Here is a 25,288-nt window from a genome sequence, read left to right on the forward strand (position 1 = left end):
AACGTGCCCGTTCTTCCGATTCGCATCATGGGCGATCCCGTGCTGCACGCCCCCGCCGAGCCCGTCACCGAGATCACGGACGAGATCCGCCAGCTCGTCGCCGACATGTACGAGACCATGGATGCCGCCCCCGGGGTCGGCCTGGCTGCTCCGCAGGTCGGCGTCGGCCTGCGGATCTACGTCTACACGTACCAGGACGACGACGGCGAGCCCTGGCGCGGCGAGATCATCAATCCCGAGCTCTGGATGCGACCCCTCGAGCCCGGATCACCCGATCCCGACGACGAGTCGGAGGGGTGCCTCTCCTTCCCCGGTGAGCGGTTCCCGCTGCGGCGCTCCGAGGAGGTGCTCGTGACCGGCACCGACCTCGCCGGCTCCCCCGTCGAGATCCGCGTCGATGGCTGGCGCGCGCGCATCATGCAGCACGAGTTCGATCACCTCGACGGCATCCTCTACGTGGACCGCCTCGACGACTCGGACTGGAAGACGACGCAGAAGATCGCGAAGAAGCGCGGCTGGGGCCGTCCGGGCAACGCCTGGATGCCGGGCGTCGACGATCTCGACGCCTGACGCCATGAGCGACGCCAGCGGTCCGCGTGCATACGATCTCGACGCTCTGCGTGGACGGTTGCTGCCGGCGCGCGACGGTGAACGCTCGACGAGCATTCCGGAGCTCGCCGACGCCGACCGCGACCTGTGCGCGATCGCACTGGCTCTGCCCGACGGCTCGGTCCGATCGTCGGTGGATGGGGAGGTCCCGTTCAGCATCCAGTCAGCCGTCAAGCCGTTCCTGTTCGCCCTCGCTCTGGCCGACACCGACGGCGCAGCTCTAGACCGGGTCGGCATCGAGCCGACGGGCGAGGCGTTCGACGCCATCAAGCTCGAGAGCGGCACGGGAAGACCCCCGAACCCGATGGTGAACGCCGGCGCCATCCTGACCTGCGCACTGGTCGATGGAGACGATCCCGACGAGCGGGCGAGCCGCATCGTGGCCGGGCTGTCGGGATTCGCCGGTCGCCGACTGGAGGTGGACGACGATGTCGCCCACAGCGAGCACCTCCTCGGCGACCGCAATCATGCACTCGCGCATCTGATGCGCGATGAGGGAACGCTCGCCGTCACGGCCGATGACGCTGTCGCGGTCTACGCCCGTGCGTGCGCCGTGCTGGTGGACGCGCAGACCCTGGCCGTCATGGGCGCGACGCTCGCTCTCGGCGGGGTGAATCCCGTGACCGGCGAACGGGCGGTGTCTGCGCGGATCGCGAGAGACGTCGTCGCCGTCATGGCCACGTGCGGCGTCTACGACGGATCGGGTCGCTGGATGCGAGCCGTCGGCGTCCCCGCGAAGTCCAGTGTCTCCGGCGCGATCGTGTTGTCGGCTCCGGGCAAGCTCGGCGCTGCCATCGTGAGCCCGCCTCTCGACGAGCACGGGACGAGCGTGCGCGGTCGCATCGGCGCGGAGGCGCTGAGCGACGACCTCGGACTGCACGTCTTCGGCTGATCGTTCGCGCGATCGCACGTCTCCGGTTGGCACTTCGCGCCGCTTCGAGGCCGAGGAACGGGCATCGAGTGCCAGGCGAACCTCAGACACATGAGTAAAGGCCCGGGGTGGAAGCCCGGGCCTTCGGTGAGAGCCGCGGTAGATAACGCGGGTCTCTCGCTCCCCGGCTTGGACTCGAACCAAGAACCTATCGGTTAACAGCCGATTGCTCTGCCAATTGAGCTACCGAGGATCAGCCGCCCCGCTCGCGCCGGGCAACCCGTCTATATTAGCAAAGCTCCGGGGGTGCTCACGACATCGGCCGACCGCCGGGCGGGTCGCGGCCGTCAGGACGCTCGCGATCGCCCGTCCGGCGTCCAGACCACATCCGATGCGGTCTGCCCGTATCCCACGGGCCGGCCACCGTGCAGGACGAGAGCCGCGGCATCCAGCTCGTCGGCGGTCTCGACGTCGTTCGTCGCGATGACGATCGCCATCCCCGTGTCGTCGCGACGCGAGAGCAAGGCCTCTCGAGCCGCGATACGCACCTCGATGTCGAGGTTCGCGTACGGGTCATCGCCGATGAAGACCTTCGGGTCGAGCACGAGAGCGCGCGCGAGGGCGACGCGCTGGCGCATGCCCGCGCTGAGCTCGTAGGGATACTGCGAGGCCGCCCCCAGCGGAAGGTGCAACTCGTCGAGGAGCGAGGCGACCCGAAGCGACAGAGCACGCTGACTCACCCGCCGGTCACGCGAGGTGATGGGCTCGGCGATGACTTCGGCCACGGTCAATCGAGCCGGGAGCGAAGCGCCCGCCGCCTGTGGCATGTGCCCGGCGTAATAGGTGAGCATGCGGCGCGAACGGCCACCCTTCCGCACCGAGAGGCCGGCCACCTCCGCAGCACCGCCGACGACCCCGACATCGGCCGGCGCATTGCCGGCCAGGACGGAGAGCAGCGTCGACTTGCCGGATCCGGTCGCGCCCATCACGGCGAGGGCTTCTCCCGCCCGGACCGTGACGCTGACGCCCTCGACGACGCGATCGGAATCGCCCGTCCGCGCTATCGACAGATCGTCGCAGCGCACCGCGATCTCCGCGTCGGGTCGTCGGGACATGCGCATCATCCTGCCGTTTTCATCGCTCGACCGCTACTCGTCGCCGACGGCGGCTACTCCGACTCCATGAGCTGCCGCAGCCGAAGGTCGAGATCGCGGATGGCGACGCCGATGGAACGGAACTCGGGCGATCCCGGTTCCAGGCGCTGCTGCGCGCTTCGCAGCTCGGCCTTCTCGCGTTCGAGCGCCCGCTGGCGGAGTTTGCGCAGCGACTCCATCGCCGTCGTCTGCGCGATGCGTTCGGTTCCCGCGGGGAAGTCCGCCGTGAGCAGTTCGATCGCGAGCGTGCGATAGGGCTCCCGAGTCGCGTCCACCGCAGCCGAGGTCCATCCGGGCCGGGTGAGATCGGTCTGCATCGAGACGGCCTGACGGACGGCTTCGAGAGCCGGATGCGGCATGGGCAGACCCAGCGCGATGTCGACGGCCTGCTTGTCGAGCAGGTGCCCGTACTGCAGCACGCCCATGAGCGCGCGCTTCTCGAGCTCGAGGGCGGCCGGCAGTGAGGCGAGGGTGACACGGACCGACACGGGCGGCGGTTCGGAGGCCGCGCCGGGCGCACCGGAGGGCTGCGCTCGGCCTGCGCCCGGTGCCTCGCCGCGAGTGCGCTCCCCTGCGCTCCCGGACGCCGACGCGCGGCGCGCGGCCCGCTCGACCTCGGGCTGCACCTCCGAAAGGTCGAGCCCGAGCTTTCCGGCGAGGACACGCGTGTAGCCCGGTCGAAGCGCGGCATCGCGGATGTCGGCGACGATCGGTGCCGCTGCTCGCAGAGCGCCGATGCGTCCTTCGACGGTGGAGAGGTCGAACGTCGACAGACGCTGATCCATGACGAACTCGAACATCGGCGCCTTCGCCTCGATGAGCGAGCGCACGGCCGCGTCACCGCGGTTCAGACGGAGATCGCACGGGTCCAGCCCCTCGGGGGCGACCGCGACGTACGTCTGCGCCGCGAAGCGCTTCTCGTCGCCAAAAGCGCGCAGCGCGGCCTTCTGGCCGGCGGCATCCGGGTCGAACGTGAAGACGACCTCACCCGAGCTGCCCTCGCTGTCGCCCATGACGCGACGCAGCACCGTGATGTGATCGGTACCGAAGGCCGTGCCGCACGACGCGATGGCTCCGGTGACCCCGGCGAGATGGCACGCCATCACATCGGTGTAGCCCTCGACGACGACGACGCGGTGCTCCCGCGAGATCGACTTCTTCGCGAGGTCGAGGCCGTAGAGGACCTGCGCCTTCTTATAGATCGGCGTCTCTGGCGTGTTGAGGTACTTCGGACCCTGATCGTCGTCGTACAGGCGGCGAGCGCCGAAACCGATCGTCTGACCGGCGACGTCGCGGATGGGCCAGACGACCCGTCCCCGGAACCGGTCGTAGACGCCGCGCTGCCCCTTCGAGACCAGTCCCCCGGTGAGCAGCTCCTCGTCGGTGAATCCCTGCGACCGCAGTGCGTCGCGAAGCGCCGACCAGCCTTGGGGCGCGTATCCGACCCCGAAATGCGCGGCTGCACCGGCGTCGAAGCCTCGTTCGCCGAGGAACTGACGTGCGGCCTGCGCGTCCGGGGCGGACAGCTGCGACCGATAGAACTCGGCCGCGGCGGTGTGGGCGGCGTACAGCCGGGAACGACCGCTCGTCTCGGGAGCCGCAGCGCCGTCCTCGTAGTGCAGTGAGTAACCGATGCGCGCCGCGAGGCGCTCCACGGCCTCGGTGAACGAGAGGTGGTCCATCGCCCGCAGGAACGAGTAGACGTCGCCCGACTCACCGCATCCGAAGCAGTGGTAGTACCCCACCTGCGGCCGGACGTGGAAACTGGGGCTGCGTTCGTCATGGAACGGGCAGAGCCCCTTCAGCGAGCCGACGCCGGCGGACTTCAGGGCGACACGCTCGCCGACGATGTCGCCGATGTTCGTGCGCGCCTTGACCTCTTCGATGTCGGTCTGCCGGATCCGTGCCATCAGAGCCCTTCGATGGGCTCGGGCAGCGCGAAGTGGCTCGGCGCCGTCGCGCGCGGATCAGACGACCACAGGCCCAGCTCGCGAAGGTCGACCGGGCCCACCAGGCGGCCGTGCCACTCGATCGCGAAGCGGTCGGTGAGGGTCGCCACCTGGTCGACGATGACGCGGCGGCGGGCGGCATCCGTCACCGCCGCGGCGAAGTCCTCGGCGTGCAGCGCGTCGAGGTGCTCCGGACGCTCCCACAGGGCGTCGGCGAGGCGGCGCAGGACGCGGCGCTGCTCCTTGTAGAGCCCCTTGCGTCCCTCGATCGAGACGACGAAGGCGCCGATGACTCCCTTGAGCACCGCCATCTCGACCTCGATGACGCGCGGAACGATGACCCGACCGCGGAAGCGGGTCAGGACGGGGATGTCGTAGTGCTCGCGGGTCGCCGCCGTGGCGGCGCGCGCGAACCGGCCGATGAGATCGGAAGTGAGGTTCTTGAGACGTGCCATCGCCGCGCGCGAGCCGTCGTACGACTCGAGCCACTCGGGAAGCAGTGTCAGACGGTACAGCGCATCGCCGAGCTCGTCCTTCGTGAAGCCGTAGCCCACCCAGCTCTGGATCGCGGTGAGCAGCGCCTCGCGTTCGCGCGGATCCCCGAGCCGCGCCGGATCGAGGTAGCCGTTCAGGACCGCGTCCTCGAAGTCGTGCACCGAGTAGGCGATGTCGTCGGAGAGATCCATGACCTCGGCCTCGATGCAACGCAGGCGACCCGGGGCGCCCTCACGCATCCACTGGAACACCGCCTCGTCCTCGGGGTAGACGCCGAACTTCTGCCGTCCGCCCGGGTCGGGGATGGCGTGCTCGACCGTCCACGGGTACTTGCACGTCGCATCGAGGCTCGCCCGCGTGAGGTTCAGGCCCGCGCTCTGACCGAACGCATCGACGACCTTCGGCTCGAGACGCGAGAGGATGCGCAGCGACTGCGCGTTGCCCTCGAAGCCGCCGATGTCCTCGGCCCAGTCGTTGAGGGCCCGCTCACCGTTGTGGCCGAACGGCGGGTGTCCGAGGTCGTGGCAGAGACAGGCGGTATCGACGACGTCGGGCGAGAGCTCCAAAGCGATGGCCAGCTCGCGCCCGACCTGGGCGACCTCGAGCGAGTGCGTCAGGCGGTTGCGCGCGAAGTCGGCCGGGCTCGCCGGACTCAGCACCTGCGTCTTGGCGGCGAGACGGCGCAGGGCGCCGGAATGCAGCACACGGGCGCGATCGCGGGCGAAGCTGTCGCGGCGCGAGCGGTGCTCCTCGCGGTGGAAGCGGGCGGCGTCGTGGTCGTTGTAGCCGGAGGGGCGTCCCGCCGAGACGCCGACACCGCTCGTGACCTCAGCCCCCACTGTTCTCGACCTCCGCTGCGGCGATGGCCGACGACTCGGCCGCGTCGACGTCGCGGGAATCCAACCAACGATCCGGCAGCGCCGGACGCTTGGGGGTTCCCGCGCGACCACGCTGCCCCTCCGCAGCCGAGCCGGGGTAGGGCGCTGCCCAGTCCAGCGTCGCGAGGATGTCGTCGATCTCGGCGAGGCTCGACGCGGTCGCCAGCCGCGCCCGCGTGTCACCGCCGACCGGGTAGCCCTTGAAGTACCACGCGACGTGCTTGCGGATGTCGCGGCATCCCCGGCCCTCATCCTCGAAGAACTCCACGAGAAGCTCGGCGTGCCGGCGGAAGGCGGTCGCGACGAACCCGAGCGTGGCATCGACCTCGGGCCCAGCTGAGCCGGGTTCGCCCAGCGCTCGCGCGAGGTCTCCGAAGAGCCACGGTCGCCCGAGGCATCCGCGACCGACGACGACGCCGTCGCAGCCGGTCTCCGCCATCATGCGCACGGCGTCGTCGGCGGACCAGATGTCACCGTTGCCGAGAACCGGAACGCTCGTGACGGCTTCTTTCAGCGCGGCGATGGCCGACCAGTCGGCGTGCCCCGAGTAGAACTCCGCCGCGGTGCGTGCGTGGAGCGCGACCGCCGAGACCCCGGCGTCCTCCGCGATGCGACCCGCGTCGAGGTAGGTCAGGTGGTCCGAGTCGATGCCTTTGCGCATCTTGACCGTCAGCGGGACGTCGCCGGCCGCGCGCGCGGCGCGCGTGACGATGTCGCGGAACAGGTCGAGCTTCCACGGCAGGGCGGCTCCCCCGCCCTTGCGCGTCACCTTGGGCACGGGGCATCCGAAGTTCAGGTCGATGTGGTCGGCGCGGTCCTCCTCGACAAGGAGCCGCACCGCGGCCTCGGTCGTGGCGGGGTCGACGCCGTAGAGCTGGATGGAGCGCGGCTTCTCCGACTCGTGATGGGTGATCAGGCGCATGGTGGTGGCGTTGCGCTCGACGAGTGCGCGGGTCGTGATCATCTCGCTGACGTAGAGACCAGCGCCGTACTCGCGGCACAGCCGACGGAAGGCGGTGTTCGTGATCCCGGCCATCGGCGCCAGGACGACGGGTGCATCCAGGGCGATCGGGCCGATCCGCAGGCGCGGGGAAGCGGAAACGACGGTACTCACCAGATCATTCTCCCAGAAGGACGGATGCCGGAAGGCGGCCGGGCGTAGCCTGGGGACGTGACCGAAGCGACCACCGACATCCGTTCGATTCCCTTCTCCGCAGCCGACGGCACCGCCACCACGCTGGAGGAGCTCGGCGACGGTGTGCTGCTCGTCGTCAACGTCGCCTCGAAGTGCGGCCTGACGCCCCAGTACGAGCAGCTCGAGCAGCTTCAGCGCACCTACGGCGAGCGCGGGCTCCAGGTCATCGGATTCCCCTGCAACCAGTTCATGGGTCAGGAGCCGGGCTCGATGGAGGAGATCCTCGATTACTGCGCGATGACCTGGGGAGTGAGCTTCCCCATCATGGACAAGATCCGGGTCAACGGCTCGCACGCCGCTCCCCTGTACAAGGCGCTGAAGAAGATCCGCAACGAGGAGGGTGCGCGAGGCCCGGTGATGTGGAACTTCGAGAAGTTCGTCATCACGCCGAGCGGTGAGGTGCACCGCTTCCGCCCCCAGACGAAGCCCGACGCGCCGGAGATCGTCGCGGTCATCGAGGCGAACCTCCCGCGCTGACCCTGCGCGCGTGTGCGGACCGCGCTCAGCCCGCGGTTTCGACGCCGTTCCGCTCGGCCCACACCTGACGGGCGATCTGCGCGAACGCCTCGGCAGGCTGCGCTCCGGAGACGCCGTACTTGCCGTCGATGACGAAGAACGGGACGCCGTTGATGCCGTACGAACGCGCCTGATCCTGATCGGCGCGAACGGCCGGCAGGTGCTCGCCCGACTCGAGCGCGGCGCGGATCACGTCGCGGTCGAGTCCGACCTCGGCCGCGAGCTCGACGAGATCGTCGATCCGTCCGACGTGGCGGCCCTCGGTGAAGTACGCCGCCATCAGGCGCTCGGCCATCTCGTGCTGACGGCCCTCCGCCTTCGCGGCGTGCAGCAGCTCGTGCGCCTTGACCGTGTTGGTGTGCTTGAGGATGTCGAAGTGGTAGTCGAGGCCCGCGTCCTTCGCGACGCCGGTGACGTTGTCGAGCATCTGCTGCACCTGCTCGCGCGGCATCCCCTTGTGCGTCGAGAGGAAGTCCAGCTCGTCGCCCTCGAAATCGACCGGAGTGTCGGGCGAGAGCTCGAACGAGTGGAAGGTCACCTCGACGCGCGGAGCGTCTTCGTCATCCGCCGTGGCCGCGAGGCCCGACTCGAGGTTGCGCTTGCCTATGTAGCACCACGGGCAGGCGATGTCGCTCCACACGTCGATCTTGATTGCGTCCGTCACACCGGGTGCAACGTCCTGGCGCGCGCGGGCTATTCCCGCTCGCGCATCACGCGGTGGGAGCGTCGACAGCGCCGCCGAACCGGCGGTCGCGCGAGAGATACAGCTGAATCGCACCCCACAGGTCCGAACGAGAGAAGTCGGGCCAGAGCGTGTCGAGGAACACCATCTCGGCGTAGGCCGCTTCCCACAGGAGGAAGTTCGAGGTCCGCTGCTCTCCGCTCGAACGGATGAACAGGTCGACGTCGGGCATGTCGGGCACATAGAGGTGCCGGCGCAGGGCCTTCTCCGTGATGGCGGAGGGCTTCATCCGCCCCGCGGCGATCTGCTCCCCCATCGCCCGCATCGCATCGATGATCTCGTGCCGGCCGCCGTAGTTGACGCACATCGTGAGCGTGAGGACGTCGTTGTCGCGGGTGAGCTGCTCGGCGTACTGCAACTCGGAGATGACCGAGCCCCACAGGCGCGGCTTGCGCCCGGCCCACCGCACACGCACGCCCCACTCGTTGAGCTGATCACGACGACGGTGGAGGACGTCACGGTTGTAGCCCATGAGGAAGCGCACCTCATCAGGCGACCGCGACCAGTTCTCGGTCGAGAACGCGTAGACGCTCAGGTGCTTGACGCCGGCCTGGACGGCGCCGGCGACGACGTCGAGCAGCACCTCTTCGCCCGCGCGGTGCCCCTCGATGCGGGTGAGTCCGCGGCGGTTGGCCCATCGTCCGTTGCCGTCCATGACGATCGCGACGTGGTTCGGGACACCGCCTCGCGGGAACGCCGGCGGGTACACCCCGGTCCAGTCGAGGGGGCGATAGGGAACCGCGTCGCGGTGCGTGTACGGCTTGGGACTCATCGGTTCGAGCCTAGGCGTTCGAGCTGCCCGCCATCACCGTGGTCAGCGCGCCGCGCCGATGTGTCCGAGTGACCGGATGCCGCGCTCGAGATGCCACTGGGCATACGCGGCGATCAGCCCCGATGCCGCGTTGGCGGTGCCGGGGCTGCCCGCGTCAACGGTTTCCCATTCGCCGGCGATGAGAGCGCGGAGCCGGGCGCCGGTCTCCGGTGCGATGCGGGCCGATCCCGCCGGAGCGCAGGCATCGCAGACCGAGCCCCCGAGGGGCGCGACGAACCCGTCGTGCGGCCCGGTACGACCGCAGCGGGCACAGGCGTCGAGCGAGGGCGCCCACCCCGAGAGCGCCATGGCGCGAAGGAGGTAGGAGTCGAGCACAGCGCGACTGTCGTGCTCGCCACGCGCGAGCGCGCGGAGGCCGCCCACGAGCAGCAGGTACTGCTGCGGCGTCGTCTCGGCCTCGTTCAGACGGTCGGCGGCCTCGACCATCGCCGACGCCGACGTGTACCGGTCGTAGTCGGTCGCGATGTCGGCCCCGTACGACCCGAGCGACTCGGCCTGCTGCACGATGTCGAGCGACCGTCCCTTGTACATCTGCACGTCGGCGACCATGAACGGCTCGAGGCGCGCCCCGAAGCGCGACGACGTGCGACGTACTCCCTTGGCGACGCCACGGAGCTTGCCGTGCCGACGGCTGAGCATCGTGACGATGCGATCCGCTTCACCCAGCTTGTGGGTGCGGAGGATCACGACCTCGTCGCGGTAGGTGGGCACCCTCCAATTATCGCGCCGACCGACGACAATGGTTCCGTGACGCAGTCTCAGTTCGTGATCCCGCTCTGGGCGGATCTGACCGCTGTCGGCCTCGGCGGGGTGCAGGGCGCTCTGTTCGCCTCGGGGTTCGTGGGCAAGCAGCGGCTCGACCCTCTCGGCGTGGTCATCATCGGGATCCTGATCGGGATGGGCGGCGGCCTCATCCGCGATCTGCTCCTCGGCGTCCAGCCGGTCACGCTGCAGAGCAACTGGTACCTCATCACCGCTACCTCGGCAGCCCTCGTGGGAATGCTCCTGTCGAACGTCTTCCGACGGCTCAACGCCGTCATCATCGGCCTCGACGCCGTCGTCATCGGCTTGTTCGGCGCATTCGGAACCAGCAAGGCCCTCGTGCTGGGACTTCCGATCGTCCCGGCGATCTTCATCGGCTCGTGCGCGGCGGTCGGCGGCAGCATGTTGCGCGACGTCATCCTCGGGCTTCCCGTCGCCATCATGCACGTCGGCTCCCTCTACGCCGTCGCGGCAGCGGTGGGGTGTGCGGTGCTCGCCGGCGCATCGGCGCTCGGAGCCCCGATCGTGGCGGCGGCCATCGTCGGCATCGCTGTCACCACCGTCATCCGTCTGCTCGCCGTCGTGTTCGACATCTCCCTGCCCGAGCAACGCGCCCTGCACCGCCGCAAGGTCGCCGCCGAGACGGCGTCGATCCCGATCGTCAAGCCGTGATCGCGTGAGCGGGCACAGCACACCGCCGAGAACGACGAAGGCCCCGCCGAAGCGGGGCCTTGATCGAAGAACGACTTACTTGGAGCCGAAGTTCTTGAAGCGCTGGTTGAACTTCTCGACGCGACCGGCCGAGTCCATGATGCGCTGCTTGCCCGTGTAGAACGGGTGCGAGGCGGACGAGATCTCGACGTCGATGACGGGGTAGGTCTCACCGTCCAGCTCGATCGTCTTGTCGCTCGAGACCGTCGAACGGGTCAGGAAGGTCTCGCCGGAGCCCAGGTCGCGGAACACGACGGCGCGGTACTCGGGGTGGATGTCAGTCTTCATGGGATTCCTTACGTGGTGCCCTGGATTTTGCCAGGGCGAGGGAAGTCTGCGATGCGTCTGCACCAAAGAGCGATCTTACCAGGTTCACGATGCCGCCCGAGCCGCGTAGCGACCGCCCTCCTCGGTGAGCGTGATGGACAGCCCGAACGTCTCGGTGAGGTTCTCCGCGGTGAGCGTCTCGGGCAGCGGACCGGCAGCGACCACTCCACCCTCGCGAAGAAGGAGCACGTGCGTGAACCCGACCGGGATCTCCTCGACGTGGTGAGTCACCATGATCATCGCGGGCGTGGTCGGGGCCTGGGCATAACCGCCCAGGAGAGCGAGCAGCTCCTCGCGGGCGCCGAGGTCGAGGCTCGCCGTCGGCTCGTCCAGAAGCAGGAGCTCGGGGTCGGTCATGACGGCGCGGGCGATCTGGACGCGCTTCTGCTCACCGTCCGAGAGGGTGCCGAAGGTGCGCTCGGCCAGACCGTCGAGCTTCCATTCTGCGAGCACCCGCATGGCGCGCCGCTCATCGATGTCCTCGTAGTCCTCGCGCCAGCGCCCGGTCACCGCGTAGGCGGCGGTGAGGACCACGTCGAGTACGGTCTCCTCAGCCGGGATGCGGCGGGCCATCGCCGACGAGGCGAACCCGATGCGCGGGCGGAGCTCGAACACGTCGGTGCGCCCCAGGCGCTCGCCCAGGATCTCGACGGTCCCCGAGGTGGGGTGGAGCAGGCTCGCCGCCAGCTGGAGCACTGTCGTCTTGCCCGCGCCGTTGGGGCCGAGCACCACCCAGCGCTGATCATCGGAAACCGACCAGTCGACCCGGTCGATGATGTTCCGGGCGTTTCGGCGGACGACGACGTCGGAGAACTCCAGGACCTGCGGCATGGGTTCAGCCTAGCGGCCGAGCCCCGCCACTCTCGCGTACAACGCGGCGGTCTCGTCCGCGATCGCAGCCCAGCTGAACGAGTCGGCGGCACGCTCGCGGCCCGCGGCGCCGTAGCTTCGCGCCGTCTCGGGATCCGAGACGACCTCGGTCAAGGTGGCGGCCAGATCGGCGACGAACCTGTCGGGATCGAGCGGCGTCCCGGTGCCGTCGTCCGACTGCTCGATGGGAACGAGGCGCCCGGTCACGCCGTCGACGACGACCTCCGGGATGCCGCCGGTCGCGGTACCGACGACGGCGGCGCCGCACGCCATCGCCTCGAGGTTGACGATGCCGAGCGGCTCGTAGACCGACGGGCAGACGAACGTCGTCGCGGCGGTGAGGATCGCACAGAGCTCGTCGCGCTGAAGGAACTCCTCGATCCAGACGACACCCGAGCGCTCGGCCTGCAGCTCGCGCACGAGCCCCTGCACCTCGGCCATGATCTCGGCCGTGTCGGGCGCGCCCGCGCAGAGGACGACCTGGACGTCGGCGGGCAGGAGACGAGCCGCGCGCAGGAAGTAGGGCAGCCCCTTCTGCCGCGTGATGCGGCCGACGAAGACCACCGAGGGGCGTGCGGGATCGATGCCGTGGCGCTCGAGGACCGCGGGATCGTCGACGGGGCGCCACGACTCGACGTCGATGCCGTTGTAGATCACCGAGACCTTCTCGGGATCGAGATCCGGATAGCTGCGCAGGATGTCGCGGCGCATGCCGTCGCTCACGGCGATGATCGCGGCCGCGTTCTCGTAGGCCGTCTTCTCGATGTAGCTCGACACGGCGTAGCCGCCGCCGAGCTGCTCGGCCTTCCAGGGACGCAGCGGCTCGAGCGAGTGCGCTGTGACGACGTGCGGGATGCCGTGCAGGAGCGAGGCGAGGTGACCCGCGAAGTTGGCGTACCAGGTGTGGCTGTGCACGACGTCCGCGCCGGCGACATCCCCCACGATCTCGAGGTCGGTGCCGAGCGTCTGCAGCGCGCCGTTCGCGCCGAGGAGTCCGACCGGGGTGGCATAGGACGTGGTGTCGGGCTCCTCCCGGTCGGCCCCGAAGGCGCGCACCTGCACCTCCATCGACGCGCGCAGGGCGCGGACGAGCTCGGTGACGTGCACCCCCGCTCCCCCATAGATCGCGGGAGGATACTCCTTCGAGACGATGTCTACACGCATGTCTCGAACGCTAGTACAGGAGCGTTCGGCGGGCCTAGTGTGGTGCCATGCCAGCAGCGCCCAAGGTCTTCGGAATCGTTCTCGCCGGCGGCGAGGGAAAGCGCCTGATGCCGTTGACGGCAGACCGCGCCAAGCCCGCCGTCCCGTTCGGCGGCCAGTACCGCCTGATCGATTTCGCGATCTCCAACCTGATCAACTCGGGCCTGCGCCAGGTCGTCGTGCTGACCCAGTACAAGTCGCACAGCCTCGACCGCCACGTGTCGCAGACGTGGCGCATGTCGGCCCTGCTGGACTCCTATGTGGCTTCCGTTCCCGCACAGCAGCGTCTGGGAAAGCGGTGGTTCTCCGGCTCGGCCGACGCGATCCTCCAGTCCCTGAACCTCATCAACGATGAGAAGCCCGACATCGTCGTCGTGATCGGCGCCGACCACGTGTACCGCATGGACTTCCGTCAGATGCTCGACGCGCACATCGCCTCCGGCGCCCGCGCGACAGTCGCCGGCATCCGCCAGCCCATCGGGCTCGCCAACCAGTTCGGGGTCATCGACGTCGACCCCGCTGACGAGACCCGCATCCGGGAGTTCCTCGAGAAGCCGCAGAGCCCCGCCGGGCTGCCCGACTCGCCGCACGAGGTGCTGGCCTCGATGGGCAACTACATCTTCGACACCGACGCCCTCATCGAGGCGGTCGAGGCCGACGGCGAGCTGCCGACGTCGAACCACGACATGGGCGGCGACATCATTCCCTACTTCGTGAACCGAGGCGAGGCGGCCGTCTACGACTTCAAGCGGAACGACGTGCCCGGCTCGACCCCGCGGGATCGCAACTACTGGCGCGACGTCGGCACCATCGAGTCGTTCTTCGACGCCCACATGGACCTCATCTCGACGCTGCCGATCTTCAACCTGTACAACACCGACTGGCAGATCCACTCCCAAGCCGTCAACTCGCCGCCGGCGAAGTTCGTCCGCGACAGCGTGGGACGCATGGGCAATGCGATCGACTCGATCGTCTCGCTCGGCTCCGTGCTGTCGGGGACCCATCTCGAGCGCAGCGTCGTCGGCCCGTGGACACTCTCCGGGGGCGGCGCGACCATAACCGACTCGGTGCTGTTCGACTACGTCAGCGTCGGCGCGGGGGCGCGTGTGCACCGGGCGATCCTCGACAAGAACGTCGTGCTCGAAGACGGTGCCACGGTGGGCGTCGACCGTGAGCGCGATCTCGCCCGCGGTTTCACGGTGACCGACACCGGCATCACCGTCGTCGGCAAGAACGCGCGCGTCGAGCGCTGACGCGCGTTCCCGCTAGCGTGGTGGTCATGCCCCACGCGCGTTTCCTCGTCGTCTTCGATGCCGACTCGACCCTCCTGCGCAACGAGGTCATCGAGCTCATCGCCGACGAAGCAGGACGCGGCGCGGAGGTCGCCGCCGCGACGGAGGCGGCGATGCGCGGGGAGGTCGACTTCGCGTCGAGCCTGCGCTCACGCGTCGCACAGCTCGCGGGAGTGCCGCTCACGGCCTTCGAGCGGGTGCGGTCGCGCGTCGAGCCGACGCCGGGCGCGGCTGAGCTCATCGCCGCCATCCACGAGCGCGGCGGCGCTGCCGCTGTCGTCTCCGGGGGCTTCCACGAGGTGCTCGATCACATCGCTCCCGGGCTGGCGGTCGACCTGTGGCGCGCCAATCGGCTCGGCACCGACGGCGCGACGCTGGACGGCACGGTCGCGGGCACCATCGTCGACGCGGAGGCCAAAGCGGCGTCCCTGCGCGAATGGGCGGATGGTCACGAGGTCCCTCTCACCCGGACGATCGCCATCGGCGACGGGGCGAACGACCTGCGGATGATGGCGGCTGCCGGCCTCGGCGTCGCGTTCAACGCCAAGCCCGCGGTGCGCCGCCAGGCGGACGTCGTGGTCGGCCCGGTCGACCTGCGAGAGGTCATCCCGCTCCTCCCCTGAGACGAGGCTGTCGCGTGTCCGGGCCGAGCGCTACGGTCGGGTCATGCACGTGATCGTCATCCCGGGCCTCTGGCTCGACGCCTCGTCCTGGGACGATGTCGTCCCCGCCCTCCACGATGCCGGACACCACCCGCACGCCCTCACGATGCCCGGTGTCGGTGACACCGCCGGAGCGCCCTCGACGACGCTCCGCGACTGGGTCGACGCGGTGGTCGCCCGTATCGACGACCTCCCCGGCCAGCTCGCTCTCGTGGGGCACAGCGGTGGCGGGAACGTCGCGTGGGCGGCCGCTGACCGGCGCCCCGATCGCATCGCGCGGGTCGTCCTCGTCGACACTCTTCCGCCCGCGCCCGGCGCCGAGATCTCGGCGTTCCCGGTCGTCGACGGCGTCGTGCCGTTCCCCGGTTGGGAGTTCTTCGACGAACCGGATGTCGCCGACCTCGACGACGGCACGCGTGCCCGGTGGGCGGCTCGCACGCACCCGGTTCCGGCCGCGGTGCCGACCGACGCCGTCGAGCTGCGCGACGCCCGCCGACACGGCATCCCGGTGACTGTCCTGTCGGGCTCGGCCGACGAACCGGGAGTCCGCGAGATGCTGACGGCGTGGCCGCCGTTCCTCGAGGAGTTCGACGCTCTCGACGACGTCACGGTCGTCGAGCTCGGTTCAGGTCACTGGCCGCAGTTCTCGCAGCCCGACCGCCTCGGGCGCGAGATCGTCGCCGCGCTCATGTGACGCTCGACGGCGCGTCAGTGTCCCATTCCGAGGCCGCCGTCGACCGGGATGACAGCGCCGGAGATGTACGCCGCGTCATCCGAGGCGAGCCAGGCCACAGCCCCGGCCACCTCGGCAGACGAGCCGTAACGACCCGCCGGAATGCTGCGCTTGTACTCGGCCTGTGTTTCCTCGGGAAGAGCCGCCGTCATGTCGGTCTCGATGAACCCCGGCGCGACGACGTTCGCGGTGATGCCGCGCGCGCCGAGCTCTCGGGTGAGCGAACGGGCGAAGCCGACGAGCGCGGCCTTCGACGAGGAGTAGTTGATCTGCCCCGCCGAACCGAACAGCCCGACGACGCTCGAGATGAGGATGACGCGGCCCCACTTCGCCCGCAGCATGCCCTTCGAGGCGCGCTTGACGACACGGAAGGCGCCACCGAGGTTCGTCGCGACGACGGAGTCGAAGTCGTCCTCCGTCATACGCAGCAGAAGCGTGTCCTTCGTGATCCCGGCGTTCGCGACCACGACCTCCACGGGACCGAGTTCACTCTCCACCTGGGTGAACGCTGCGTCGATGGATGCCGCATCCGTCACGTCGGCACGAACCGTCAGCGCACCCTCGGGGCCTTCGCCCGACCGTGCCGTCACAGCGACGCGGTGACCGTCGGCGATGAAACGCTCCGCGATCGCGCGGCCGATGCCGCGGTTTCCTCCGGTGACGAGAACGACTCGGGACGTGGACATGCGACTCTCCTGTGTCTGCGGCGGGAACCCCGCAAGCCTAGCGGGAGCGTGCGCGAGGCTGACGACCGATAAGCTGGCGGCCCGACGTCGACGAGGAGCAGATGTGAGCGACCAGCCCCAGCCGCAGCAGCCGTACCCCGCGCCCGGACAGCCCGCCTCCGGCGCGCCGGTCCCGCCCCCGGCGCCGCCGTACGCCACCCCGCCCCAGCAGCAGGCGTACCAGCCGGCGGGGTATCCGCCCCCGGCGTACGGCCACGGCGGTTACCAGCCGCAGAAGACGAACACGCTCGCGATCGTGTCGATGATCGCCTCGATCGTGGGCTTCATCTGGCTGCTCCCGGTCATCGGGTCGGTCGCCGGTGTGATCATGGGCCACATCTCGCTGTCGCAGATCAAGCGGACCAACGAGAACGGGCGAGGAATGGCGTTGGCCGGCCTCATCGTCGGCTATGCGGGCCTCGCTCTCGCGATCGTCGGCATCATCATCGTCGCGTCGTTCATCGGCTGGGCCATCGAGCAGGACAGCTACACCAGTTACTCGTCGAGCTTCTGAGCCCGGCCGCACCACTCACCGCGGGCGTATCCTTGATGCACCGTGAAGCATCAGACCGCCACACCGTCGGCGACCTCGCTCCCGCGAGCCCCGCACGACGACTCGAACCGTCGCATGACGAAGTACTTCATCATGATGGCGGTGCGCGTGGTGTGCTTCGTCCTCATGGTCGTCATCGCCCCCTACGGCTGGCACACGGCCGCCCTCGCGGTCGGTGCGATCTTCCTCCCCTACTTCGCGGTGGTCATCGCGAACGTCGGCGACGACGTGCGCGAACCCGCGGCCGTCTCACCCCTCGCGGCGCTGCCCGAGCGCCCGGAGGAGTCGCCGAGCAAGCCGCAGGAACCCGCGAAGCCGACCGTGATCGAGATCCGGGAGTCGCGGCCGGAGTGAACGACATCGAGTGCTCCCGCGCCGGATGCCGCGCGTCGGCACGGTGGCGGGTCATCTGGCGCAATCCCCGCATCCATACCGCCGACCGGCGGAAGATCTGGGTGGCCTGCGACGACCACGTCGCATACCTGAGAGAGTTCGTCGCCGCACGCGACTTCCCCGTGAGCGTGGAGCGTCTCGTCGTCGACAACAGCGAAGCAGGTGGGTCGTGAGAGGCAAGACCGCTGTGCGCTGGACGGGCTATGTCGCCGTCGCCGTGGCTTTCGCGATCGCCTGCGCCTACCTGTCGAACTGGCAGTTCACGCGCAACGAAGAGCGCAGCGCTCAGCTCGAGCTCGTCGAGCGGAACTACGACGCCGACCCCGCGCCGCTGTCCGACATCCTGCCGTCAGGCGCGGAGCTCGACCCGGCGGACGAGTGGCACCCCGTGGAGCTGATCGGCCAGTACCGCGCCGACGATCAGGTGCTCGTTCGCAACCGCCCGCACGGGGGCACATCGGCCTTCGAGGTCCTCGTGCCGTTCGAGACGACGGACGGTCGCATCTTCGTCGTCGATCGCGGCTGGGTTCCACCGGCGTCCGACAGCCCCGTGCCGGCCGCGATAGCCGCACCGCCCTCGGGCACGGTGACGGTGGTGGCCCGGCTGAAGCCCGCCGAAGCCGCCCCCACCTCGGGGCGCTCGGCGCCCGACGGCCAGGTCCCGACGATCAACGTCGACCTCGTGGCCGGAGAAGCGGGCCTCGCCGGCGATGTCGTGACGTCGGCGTACGGGCTCCTCGTCTCCGAGGACCCCGCCCCCGCCGACAGCCTCGGAGCCATGCCGAGCCCGTCCGAGGATCCGGGACCGCACCTGTCGTATGCGATCCAGTGGATCCTGTTCGCGATCATGGGCTTCGTCTTCATCTGGTACATGATCCGCACCGAGCGCCGTCACCGGCGTGAAGACGAAGAGGATGCCGCAGCCGCCGCCGCGCTCACCGCCCCGGTCTCCGAGGAATCACCGGCGCCTGCCGGCACGGCATCCGGTCCGCACGAGTCGTCGGTCGTCCCGCCCAGCCTGCGTCGCCGTCGCGACACCAAGCGCGACCGCGACATGGAGGACGAGGACGCGATCCTCGACTCGTCGCGCAGCTGATCGCGCGGCCCGGTCGGCTCAGGCCCGGCCAGGCCAGGTCAGGTCAGGTCAGGTCAGGCCAGGGTGATGAGCTCGAGGTAGTCGCGTCCCCAGATGTCCTCGACGCCGTCGGGCAGGATCAGCACTCGCTCGGGGTTGAGGGCCTCCACCGCGCCCTCGTCATGCGACACCAGCACGACAGCGCCCTCGTAGTGCGCGAGCGCTCCGAGGATCTCGTCGCGTGAGGCGGGGTCGAGGTTGTTCGTCGGCTCGTCGAGCAACAGCATGTTCGCCGACGAGACGACGAGGGTCGCGAGCGAGAGCCGTGTCTTCTCTCCGCCGGAGAGCACACCCGCGGGCTTGAGCACGTCGTCTCCGGTGAACAGGAACGACCCGAGCACCTTGCGCGCCTCGGTCTCGGTGATGTCCGGCGCCGCGGACATCATGTTCTGCAGCACGGACCGCGCCACATCGAGGTTCTCGTGCTCCTGCGCGTAGTAGCCGATACGAAGCCCATGCCCCGGCTCCAGCACTCCGGTATCGGGCTGATCGACGCCCGCGAGGATGCGCAGCAGCGTCGTCTTGCCGGCACCGTTGAGCCCCAGCACGACCACCTTCGAGCCGCGGTCGATCGCGAGATCGACGTCGGTGAAGATCTCGAGCGACCCGTAGGACTTGGACAGCCCTGACGCCATCAGCGGCGTCTTGCCGCACGGGGCGGGCTTGGGGAAGCGCAGCTTCGCGACGCGGTCCTCCTGGCGCACCTCGTCGAGACCGGAGAGCAGCTTCTCAGCGCGTGCCACCATCTGGTGCGCCGCGGCGGCCTTGCTCGCCTTCGCACCGAACCGGGCCGCCTGCTGCTGCAGTGCGGTGGCCTTCTTCTCGGCGTTCGCACGCTCCTTCTTGCGGCGCTCCTCGTCGGCGACCCGCTGGCGCAGGTAGTTCTTCCAGTTCATGTTGTAGACGTCGATGACCTGGCGCATGGCGTCGAGGTAGAAGACGCGGTTGACGGTCTCGCCGACCAGCTCCACATCGTGGCTGATGACGATCAGTCCGCCCTTGTATCCCTTGAGGAACTCGCGCAGCCAGACCACGCTGTCTGCGTCGAGGTGGTTCGTGGGCTCGTCGAGGATCATCGTCTGCGCGTCCGAGAACAGGATGCGGGCGAGTTCGATGCGTCGCCGCTGCCCACCGGACAGGGTCTTCAGCGGCTGGTCGAGGATCCGATCCGGCAGCGACAGGTTGTGGGCGATGGATGCCGCTTCGGCCTCGGCTGCATAGCCGCCGAGCGCCTCGAAACGCTCCATGAGGTTGCCGTAACGGCGCATGGCTTTTCCCGCCACGGCTTCGTCTTCGGAACCCATCTCGAGCGACGCGCTCTGCATCTCCACCGCGATCGTGCCGAGGCCGCGCGCGTCGAGGATGCGCGTGCGTGCGAGCATCTCCGGGTCACCCGATCGGGGGTCCTGCGGGAGGTAGCCGAGCTCGCCCGAACGTTCGACCTTGCCGTCACTCGGCAAGAGGTCACCGGCGAGCACCTTGGTGAGAGTGGTCTTGCCCGCGCCGTTGCGCCCGACGAGTCCGATCTTGTCGCCGTCGGAGACGCGGAAGGACACGTCCGCCATCAGCGTGCGCGCGCCCACGCGGATTTCGAGGTCGTGCACGGCGAGCACAGCGAACGTCCAATCGTCAGGAACAGGGAGGTCGGCCGAACGGCCAGCCTCTCATCCTACTCGGTGTCAGCGCTCCGCTCCGCGGGTCCCCTGACCTTCAGGGCGACTGCAGCGGATTGGCGGGATCGGCATGGCGGACGTAAAGTAAGCCTGCCCTTACTCACCTCTCCTCTTGGAGGCCCCTGTGCCCCGCATCCGCACAGCCGCCGCAGCCCTGATCGCAGCCACGCTGCTCCTCGCCGGCTGCGGTTCGACCGCCGCTCCCGACTCGGCACCCGCCGCCTCCGGTGACGCATCGTCCGACGCCTTCCCCGTCACGATCGACCACGCGTTCGGTCAGACCACGATCGAGAGCAAGCCGACGCGCGTTGCGACCGTCTCATGGGGAAACCAGGAGGCCGCGCTCGCCCTGGGCGTCGTCCCGGTCGGCATGCCCGCCGTCACCTGGGGCGACGATGACGGCGACGGGATCCTCCCCTGGGTGGAGGACAAGCTCGACGAGCTCGGCGGCGAGACTCCCGTGCTCTTCGACGAGGCCGAGGGCATCGACTTCGAAGCCGTCGCGGACACGCAGCCCGACGTCATCCTCGCGGCCTACTCGGGTCTGACGCAGGACGACTACGACACCCTGACCAAGATCGCGCCGGTCGTCGCGTACCCCGACATCGCGTGGGGCACCAGCTGGCAGGAGCTCACCGTCATGAACGGTACGGCGCTCGGCCTCAAGGACGAGGCGGAGGCGCTCGTCGACGAGCTCACGGCGCACCTGGACGAGCTGACGGGCGCCTACCCCGACATCGCCGGCAAGACGACGCTCTTCAGCTCCTTCGACGCGACCGACCTCAGCCAGATCGGCTTCTACTCGACCGCCGACCCGCGGCCCCTCTTCCTCGAAGACCTGGGGCTCACGCCGGCCGCGACCGTTACTGAGCAGTCCCAGGGCACCGACCAGTTCTGGATCACCAACAGCACGGAGGAGATCGAGCGGTTCTCCGACCTCCAGGTGCTCGTGACCTACGGCGACGATTCCACGCTGGCCGCCATGCAGGCCGATCCGCTGCTGTCGCGGATCCCCGCCGTCGCCTCGGGAGCCGTGGTCGTGCTGCCCGCGGCGAACGACCCGCTCGCCGCGGCGGCCAACCCCAGCCCCCTCTCGATCACCGACCCACTGACGTCGACGTACGTCGACATGATCGGCGCGGCGGCCGCGAAGGCGACCTCGTGACCGCAGTCGATCCTCGTCGGATGCCGTGAGCGTCACGACCGTGACGACGGCCCCCGCCGCCGTGAGCGCGCCCCCGCGGCGCCGCTCCCGGCGGCGGCGGGTCGTCTGGCTCATCGTTCTCGCTCTGCTCGTCCTCGCGGCCGGCATCGTCTCGGTGACCTTCGGAACGCGAGCGGTCAGTTTCGACGACATCGTCGCCGGGCTCAGCGGAAGCATCGAGAGCACCTCCGCGGCCGCGGTCGCCAAGCGCGTTCCGCGCACCGTGCTCGCTCTCGTCGTCGGAGCCGCCCTCGCCGTATCGGGCGCCGTGATGCAGGGAGTCACGCGCAACCCCCTCGCCGACCCGCAGATTCTCGGCATCAACGGCGGTGCGTCGCTCGCGGTCGTCATCGGGCTCGCGTTCTTCGGCGTCACCGGCGCGTTCGGCTACATCTGGCTCGCGATGCTCGGCGCGGCGATCGCGGCGGTCTTCGTCTACACGATCGGCTCGCTGGGCCGGGGCGGCGCGAGCCCCCTCAAGCTCGCCCTCGCCGGAGCCGCCACAGCAGTCGCCTTCAGCTCCCTGATCAGCGCCATCCTCCTCCCCCGCATCGACGTCATGAGTGTCTTCCGGTTCTGGCAGATCGGCGGCGTCGGCGGTGCCACCGTCGAGAAGATCCTGCTCGTGCTCCCCTTCCTCGCCGTCGGCATGGTGATCTGTCTCGCGGCCAGTGCCGCGCTCAACTCCCTCGCGCTCGGCGACGAGCTCGCCGCGGGCCTGGGCGAGCGTGTGCGCACCGTACGTCTGATCGCCGCGCTCGGCGCCGTCATCCTGTGCGGCGCGGCGACCGCCGTCGCCGGCCCCATCGGCTTCGTCGGGCTGATCGTGCCCCACATCTGCCGCCTGCTCGTCGGTCCGGACCATCGGTGGCTCCTGCCCGTCTCAGCTCTCGTCGGCGGGGGCCTTCTGATCGTCGCCGACGTCGTCGGCCGTGTGATCGCCCGGCCTCAGGAAGTCGAGGTCGGGATCGTGACCGCGCTCATCGGCGCTCCTTTCTTCATCGCGATCGTCCGCCGACAGAAGATGCGCGCGCTGTGACCGCCGCCGCTCCCCGCACGACAGTCGACATCGTCGTCTCCGGCCGCGCCCGCCGCGCCTGGCGCCGACGCATCGTCCTCGGCTCCCTGCTGACGGCCGTCGTGGTCATGTACGCGGTCTCGCTCATGGTCGGTCAGACCTTCTACACTCCCGCCGAGGTGTGGGGCGTCATCACCGGCCAGACCGTCCCCGGCGCTTCGTTCACCGTCGGCGAGCTGCGACTGCCCCGAGCCACCGTCGCTCTCCTCACCGGCCTGTGCTTCGGCATGGGCGGCGCGGTGTTCCAGACGATGCTGCGCAATCCGCTCGCCAGCCCCGACATCATCGGCGTCAACGCGGGTGCGAGCGCGGCCGCCGTGGTCGGCATCGTCTTCCTCTCGCTCAGCGAGACCGGCATCTCCCTGCTCGCCACCGTCGCCGCCCTCGTGACGGCGCTGATGATCTACCTGCTCGCTTTCAAGGACGGCGGGGCCGGGGCTCGCTTCATCCTCATCGGAATCGGCGTCGCGGCGATCTTCAACAGCGTCGTGTCCTACGTGCTCTCGCGCGCGGCGGAGTGGGACCTGCAGGCGGCGATGCGGTGGATCACGGGCAACCTCAACGGCGCCTCCTGGGACCAGGCCATCCCCCTGGCCCTCACGATGATCGTGGTCGTCCCGGCCCTGCTCTGGCTGACCCGCGATCTCGAACTCATGCGACTCGGCGACGACACCGCGGCAGCACTCGGCGTTCCCGTCGAACGCCGTCGCGTCCTGCTGATCATCGCCGCGGTTGCGCTCCTCGCCTTCGCGACCGCCGCCGCCGGCCCGATCTCGTTCGTCGCATTCCTCTCCGGCCCGATCGCCGCACGGATGCTCGGGCCCGTCGGCTCCCCCGTCTTGGCCGCCGGACTCTTCGGGTCGCTGCTCGTCCTCGTCGCCGATCTCACGGCGCAGTACCTGCTCGGAATCCGTCTGCCCGTCGGAGTCGTCACCGGGGTGCTGGGCGCCCCCTATCTCATCTTCCTGCTCATCCGCAGCAGCCGCTCAGGAGGCTCACTATGACCGCGGACCGCTCACTCGAAGCACGCGGCGTGCGCCTCGGCTACGGCGACCGCATCATCGTCGACGAGCTCGACCTCGTCGTACCCGGGGGCCGCGTCACCGCGATCGTCGGCGCCAACGCGTGCGGCAAGTCGACGCTGCTGAAGTCGATGGCACGCCTGCTCACCCCCCGCACCGGCAGTGTGCTGCTCGACGGCAAAGACATCCACCGGCTGCCCACGAAACAGGTGGCCCGCGATCTGGGTCTGCTGCCGCAGTCGCCGATCGCGCCGGAAGGCATCTCGGTCTCCGACCTCGTGAGCCGCGGACGAACCCCGCACCACGGGCCCCTGGCGCGGTGGACGCGCACGGACGACGAGGCAGTGGCCCGGGCCCTCGACGCCACCGACACCGCCGCCATCGCCGATCGCTCCGTCGACGAGCTGTCGGGCGGCCAGCGTCAGCGCGTCTGGATAGCGATGGCCCTGGCGCAGCAGACCGATGTGCTCCTGCTCGACGAGCCCACGACGTTCCTCGATGTGAGCCACCAGATCGACGTCCTGGACCTTCTCACCGACCTCAACCGCAGCCGCGGGACGACGATCGTGATGGTCCTGCACGACCTGAACCTCGCGGCGCGGTACGCCGACCACCTCGTCGCCATGGCCGGTGGACGCCTCTACGGTGCCGGAGATCCCACCGAGGTCTTGACGGCCGAGACCGTGCGCGCGGTCTTCGGGCTCGACAGTCGCGTCATCCCCGACCCGCTCACGGGGCGGCCGCTCGTGCTGCCGATCGGCCGTCACCACGTGCCTGCAGAGCTGATTGGAAAACCATGACTCGTCCCGCACTCGACTTCTTCCGCGTATCCGTCGCGGCGATCACCGACCTGACCCCCAGCTTCCGCCGGTTCACCTTCCGCGGCGAAGACCTGGCCGAGTACGGTGATCCGGGCTTCGACCAGCGGGTGAAGATCCTCTTCCCCACAGACACCGCGTCGATCGACACGATGCCCACGGGCCCCGACTGGTACGAGGGGTGGCGCGCCCTCTCCCCCGACGCCCGCCCCGTGATGCGGACGTACACGACGCGCGCCGTCCGCCCCACCGTGCAAGAAGTCGACATCGACATGGTCGCCCACGACGTCCTCGGGCCGGCGTCGGCATGGATCGCGAACGCACGCGTCGGCGACGAAGTGCTCATCCTGGCGCCGACGACCACGCACGTCGGAGTGAGCTACGGGATCGATTTCGTTCCGCCGGCGGATACCGACGCGATCCTGCTCGCCGGCGACGAGACAGCAGCGCCTGCGATCGCGACGATCCTGGAGCAGTTGCCGCTCGACGCTCGCGGCACCGTGGTGCTCGAGGTCCCCACGGTGGCTGATATCGACTACCTCCCCCACCACCCCGGGTTCGAGCGTCGCATCGCCGCGCGCAGTGATGACGGCGAACGTCACGCGCATCTGATCCCGGCGGTGGAAGACACCGCTGCGCGCCTCGCCCCCGCGGGCATCGGCGCCGAAGTGGAGGAGATCGACATCGACGCCGACATCCTGTGGGAGGTGCCGCGTACGGCGAAGGGCGGCGCCGCCCTGAAACGCGCGCCGCTGTACGCCTGGCTCGCGGGAGAGGCATCCGCGATCAAGACGCTGCGACGCCACCTGGTCGGCACCGTCGGGGTCGACCGCCGAGCCGTCGCCTTCATGGGCTACTGGCGTCTCGGGCGCTCCGAGAACTGACG

At 69.4% G+C, this 25,288-nt stretch carries 28 protein-coding genes and 1 tRNA gene; 16 read left to right on the forward strand and 13 right to left on the reverse strand.

The features are described from left to right. The first annotated feature begins 3 nt into the window (after nt 1-3). Entirely contained in the window at nt 4-570 is a 567-nt protein-coding gene (def, locus tag ABIC53_RS06805; protein ID WP_112614100.1) for a peptide deformylase, read from the forward strand. A 4-nt stretch (nt 571-574) separates the two neighbouring features. Next, the gene (glsA, locus tag ABIC53_RS06810) at nt 575-1,501 is read left to right on the forward strand and encodes a glutaminase A (protein WP_274177672.1); all 927 of its coding nucleotides are present in this window, start codon (nt 575-577) and stop codon (nt 1,499-1,501) included. Nucleotides 1,502-1,660: 159 nt separating this feature from the next. Here glsA and ABIC53_RS06815 read toward each other — a convergent pair. From ABIC53_RS06815 to dusB, 5 genes are all read right to left on the reverse strand, one after another. Beyond that, nucleotides 1,661-1,733: transfer RNA gene (locus ABIC53_RS06815), tRNA-Asn, on the reverse strand. Between the two features lie 94 nt (nt 1,734-1,827). After that, a complete protein-coding gene (locus ABIC53_RS06820; protein ID WP_112615079.1) occupies nt 1,828-2,595 on the reverse strand; it encodes an ATP-binding cassette domain-containing protein in 768 nt (255 codons plus the stop codon). Nucleotides 2,596-2,648: 53 nt separating this feature from the next. Further along, complete coding sequence (gene dnaG, locus ABIC53_RS06825) at nt 2,649-4,544, reverse strand: DNA primase (RefSeq protein ID WP_274177671.1); 1,896 nt, start codon at nt 4,542-4,544, stop codon at nt 2,649-2,651. Continuing rightward, on the reverse strand, nt 4,544-5,917 hold the full coding sequence (locus ABIC53_RS06830; protein WP_112614094.1) for a deoxyguanosinetriphosphate triphosphohydrolase: 1,374 nt from the start codon (nt 5,915-5,917) through the stop codon (nt 4,544-4,546). Before ABIC53_RS06830 ends, dnaG begins: the two co-directional genes overlap by 1 nt. After that, nucleotides 5,907-7,070, reverse strand: coding sequence for a tRNA dihydrouridine synthase DusB (gene dusB, locus ABIC53_RS06835; protein WP_274177670.1), 1,164 nt, complete (start codon nt 7,068-7,070; stop codon nt 5,907-5,909). Before dusB ends, ABIC53_RS06830 begins: the two co-directional genes overlap by 11 nt. A 57-nt stretch (nt 7,071-7,127) precedes the next feature. Here dusB and ABIC53_RS06840 point away from each other — a divergent pair, with 57 nt between their 5' ends. Beyond that, nucleotides 7,128-7,628, forward strand: a complete 501-nt coding sequence (locus tag ABIC53_RS06840; RefSeq protein ID WP_114587865.1) for a glutathione peroxidase — start codon at nt 7,128-7,130, stop codon at nt 7,626-7,628. Between the two features lie 25 nt (nt 7,629-7,653). Here ABIC53_RS06840 and ABIC53_RS06845 read toward each other — a convergent pair whose 3' ends face one another. Genes ABIC53_RS06845 through recO form a run of 3 tightly spaced genes read right to left on the reverse strand, consistent with a single transcriptional unit; the run spans nt 7,654 to nt 9,952 of the window. Continuing rightward, complete coding sequence (locus ABIC53_RS06845; protein ID WP_112614088.1) at nt 7,654-8,331, reverse strand: DsbA family oxidoreductase; 678 nt, start codon at nt 8,329-8,331, stop codon at nt 7,654-7,656. A 46-nt stretch (nt 8,332-8,377) separates the two neighbouring features. Further along, entirely contained in the window at nt 8,378-9,181 is an 804-nt protein-coding gene (locus ABIC53_RS06850; protein ID WP_112614086.1) for an isoprenyl transferase, read from the reverse strand. Nucleotides 9,182-9,223: 42 nt separating this feature from the next. After that, nucleotides 9,224-9,952, reverse strand: coding sequence for a DNA repair protein RecO (recO, locus tag ABIC53_RS06855; RefSeq protein WP_112614084.1), 729 nt, complete (start codon nt 9,950-9,952; stop codon nt 9,224-9,226). Nucleotides 9,953-9,988: 36 nt separating this feature from the next. Here recO and ABIC53_RS06860 point away from each other — a divergent pair, with 36 nt between their 5' ends. Next, nucleotides 9,989-10,675, forward strand: a complete 687-nt coding sequence (locus ABIC53_RS06860) for a trimeric intracellular cation channel family protein (RefSeq protein ID WP_112614082.1) — start codon at nt 9,989-9,991, stop codon at nt 10,673-10,675. A gap of 75 nt (nt 10,676-10,750) precedes the next feature. Here the strand turns inward: ABIC53_RS06860 and ABIC53_RS06865 are convergent, their stop codons facing one another. The 3 genes from ABIC53_RS06865 to glgA all read right to left on the reverse strand — a co-directional run bounded on the left by ABIC53_RS06865 (nt 10,751) and on the right by glgA (nt 13,075). Continuing rightward, nucleotides 10,751-11,002 carry a type B 50S ribosomal protein L31 gene (locus tag ABIC53_RS06865; RefSeq protein WP_018186539.1) on the reverse strand — a complete coding sequence of 84 codons (252 nt, stop codon included), beginning with the start codon at nt 11,000-11,002 and terminating at the stop codon, nt 10,751-10,753. 84 nt (nt 11,003-11,086) lie between these two features. Next, nucleotides 11,087-11,872 carry an ABC transporter ATP-binding protein gene (locus ABIC53_RS06870; RefSeq protein WP_274177669.1) on the reverse strand — a complete coding sequence of 262 codons (786 nt, stop codon included), beginning with the start codon at nt 11,870-11,872 and terminating at the stop codon, nt 11,087-11,089. 9 nt (nt 11,873-11,881) lie between these two features. Continuing rightward, nucleotides 11,882-13,075, reverse strand: coding sequence for a glycogen synthase (glgA, locus tag ABIC53_RS06875; RefSeq protein WP_274177668.1), 1,194 nt, complete (start codon nt 13,073-13,075; stop codon nt 11,882-11,884). Between the two features lie 47 nt (nt 13,076-13,122). On the opposite strand from glgA, the gene glgC reads away from it, so the two are divergent. Genes glgC through ABIC53_RS06890 form a run of 3 tightly spaced genes read left to right on the forward strand, consistent with a single transcriptional unit; the run spans nt 13,123 to nt 15,762 of the window. Beyond that, nucleotides 13,123-14,367 carry a glucose-1-phosphate adenylyltransferase gene (glgC, locus tag ABIC53_RS06880; RefSeq protein ID WP_112614076.1) on the forward strand — a complete coding sequence of 415 codons (1,245 nt, stop codon included), beginning with the start codon at nt 13,123-13,125 and terminating at the stop codon, nt 14,365-14,367. Nucleotides 14,368-14,393: 26 nt separating this feature from the next. Next, complete coding sequence (gene serB, locus ABIC53_RS06885; RefSeq protein ID WP_274177667.1) at nt 14,394-15,029, forward strand: phosphoserine phosphatase SerB; 636 nt, start codon at nt 14,394-14,396, stop codon at nt 15,027-15,029. A 43-nt stretch (nt 15,030-15,072) separates the two neighbouring features. Next, the gene (locus ABIC53_RS06890) at nt 15,073-15,762 is read left to right on the forward strand and encodes an alpha/beta fold hydrolase (protein WP_274177666.1); all 690 of its coding nucleotides are present in this window, start codon (nt 15,073-15,075) and stop codon (nt 15,760-15,762) included. A gap of 14 nt (nt 15,763-15,776) precedes the next feature. Here ABIC53_RS06890 and ABIC53_RS06895 read toward each other — a convergent pair whose 3' ends face one another. Further along, nucleotides 15,777-16,487, reverse strand: coding sequence for a beta-ketoacyl-ACP reductase (locus tag ABIC53_RS06895; RefSeq protein WP_064956815.1), 711 nt, complete (start codon nt 16,485-16,487; stop codon nt 15,777-15,779). Between the two features lie 103 nt (nt 16,488-16,590). On the opposite strand from ABIC53_RS06895, the gene ABIC53_RS06900 reads away from it, so the two are divergent. The 4 genes from ABIC53_RS06900 to ABIC53_RS06915 are packed head-to-tail and all read left to right on the forward strand — an operon-like array spanning nt 16,591 to nt 18,568. Next, a complete protein-coding gene (locus tag ABIC53_RS06900) occupies nt 16,591-17,040 on the forward strand; it encodes a DUF4190 domain-containing protein (protein WP_240309659.1) in 450 nt (149 codons plus the stop codon). A gap of 42 nt (nt 17,041-17,082) precedes the next feature. Next, a complete protein-coding gene (locus ABIC53_RS06905) occupies nt 17,083-17,433 on the forward strand; it encodes a DUF3099 domain-containing protein (protein WP_114587870.1) in 351 nt (116 codons plus the stop codon). After that, nucleotides 17,430-17,645, forward strand: coding sequence for a hypothetical protein (locus ABIC53_RS06910; RefSeq protein WP_112614068.1), 216 nt, complete (start codon nt 17,430-17,432; stop codon nt 17,643-17,645). Before ABIC53_RS06905 ends, ABIC53_RS06910 begins: the two co-directional genes overlap by 4 nt. Continuing rightward, on the forward strand, nt 17,642-18,568 hold the full coding sequence (locus tag ABIC53_RS06915; RefSeq protein WP_274177665.1) for an SURF1 family cytochrome oxidase biogenesis protein: 927 nt from the start codon (nt 17,642-17,644) through the stop codon (nt 18,566-18,568). Before ABIC53_RS06910 ends, ABIC53_RS06915 begins: the two co-directional genes overlap by 4 nt. A 53-nt stretch (nt 18,569-18,621) precedes the next feature. On the opposite strand, the gene abc-f is transcribed toward ABIC53_RS06915, so the two are convergent. After that, the gene (gene abc-f, locus ABIC53_RS06920; protein WP_112614064.1) at nt 18,622-20,220 is read right to left on the reverse strand and encodes a ribosomal protection-like ABC-F family protein; all 1,599 of its coding nucleotides are present in this window, start codon (nt 20,218-20,220) and stop codon (nt 18,622-18,624) included. Between the two features lie 184 nt (nt 20,221-20,404). Here abc-f and ABIC53_RS06925 point away from each other — a divergent pair, with 184 nt between their 5' ends. From ABIC53_RS06925 to ABIC53_RS06945, 5 genes are read left to right on the forward strand one after another with little or no spacing between them, the layout of a single operon-like run. Further along, nucleotides 20,405-21,445 (forward strand): iron-siderophore ABC transporter substrate-binding protein, encoded by a 1,041-nt coding sequence (locus ABIC53_RS06925; RefSeq protein WP_114587872.1) that lies wholly within the window; start codon nt 20,405-20,407, stop codon nt 21,443-21,445. Nucleotides 21,446-21,470: 25 nt separating this feature from the next. Further along, the gene (locus ABIC53_RS06930; RefSeq protein ID WP_274177664.1) at nt 21,471-22,523 is read left to right on the forward strand and encodes a FecCD family ABC transporter permease; all 1,053 of its coding nucleotides are present in this window, start codon (nt 21,471-21,473) and stop codon (nt 22,521-22,523) included. After that, nucleotides 22,520-23,566, forward strand: coding sequence for a FecCD family ABC transporter permease (locus tag ABIC53_RS06935; protein WP_269266565.1), 1,047 nt, complete (start codon nt 22,520-22,522; stop codon nt 23,564-23,566). Before ABIC53_RS06930 ends, ABIC53_RS06935 begins: the two co-directional genes overlap by 4 nt. Further along, on the forward strand, nt 23,563-24,384 hold the full coding sequence (locus ABIC53_RS06940; RefSeq protein WP_274177663.1) for an ABC transporter ATP-binding protein: 822 nt from the start codon (nt 23,563-23,565) through the stop codon (nt 24,382-24,384). Before ABIC53_RS06935 ends, ABIC53_RS06940 begins: the two co-directional genes overlap by 4 nt. Next, nucleotides 24,381-25,286, forward strand: coding sequence for a siderophore-interacting protein (locus ABIC53_RS06945; protein ID WP_274177662.1), 906 nt, complete (start codon nt 24,381-24,383; stop codon nt 25,284-25,286). The genes ABIC53_RS06940 and ABIC53_RS06945 overlap by 4 nt, the downstream gene beginning before the upstream one ends. Nucleotides 25,287-25,288 lie beyond the last annotated feature (2 nt).

It is taken from the genome of Microbacterium sp. 1262 (assembly GCF_040544895.1).
Taxonomy (GTDB): Bacteria; Actinomycetota; Actinomycetes; order Actinomycetales; family Microbacteriaceae; genus Microbacterium; species Microbacterium plantarum.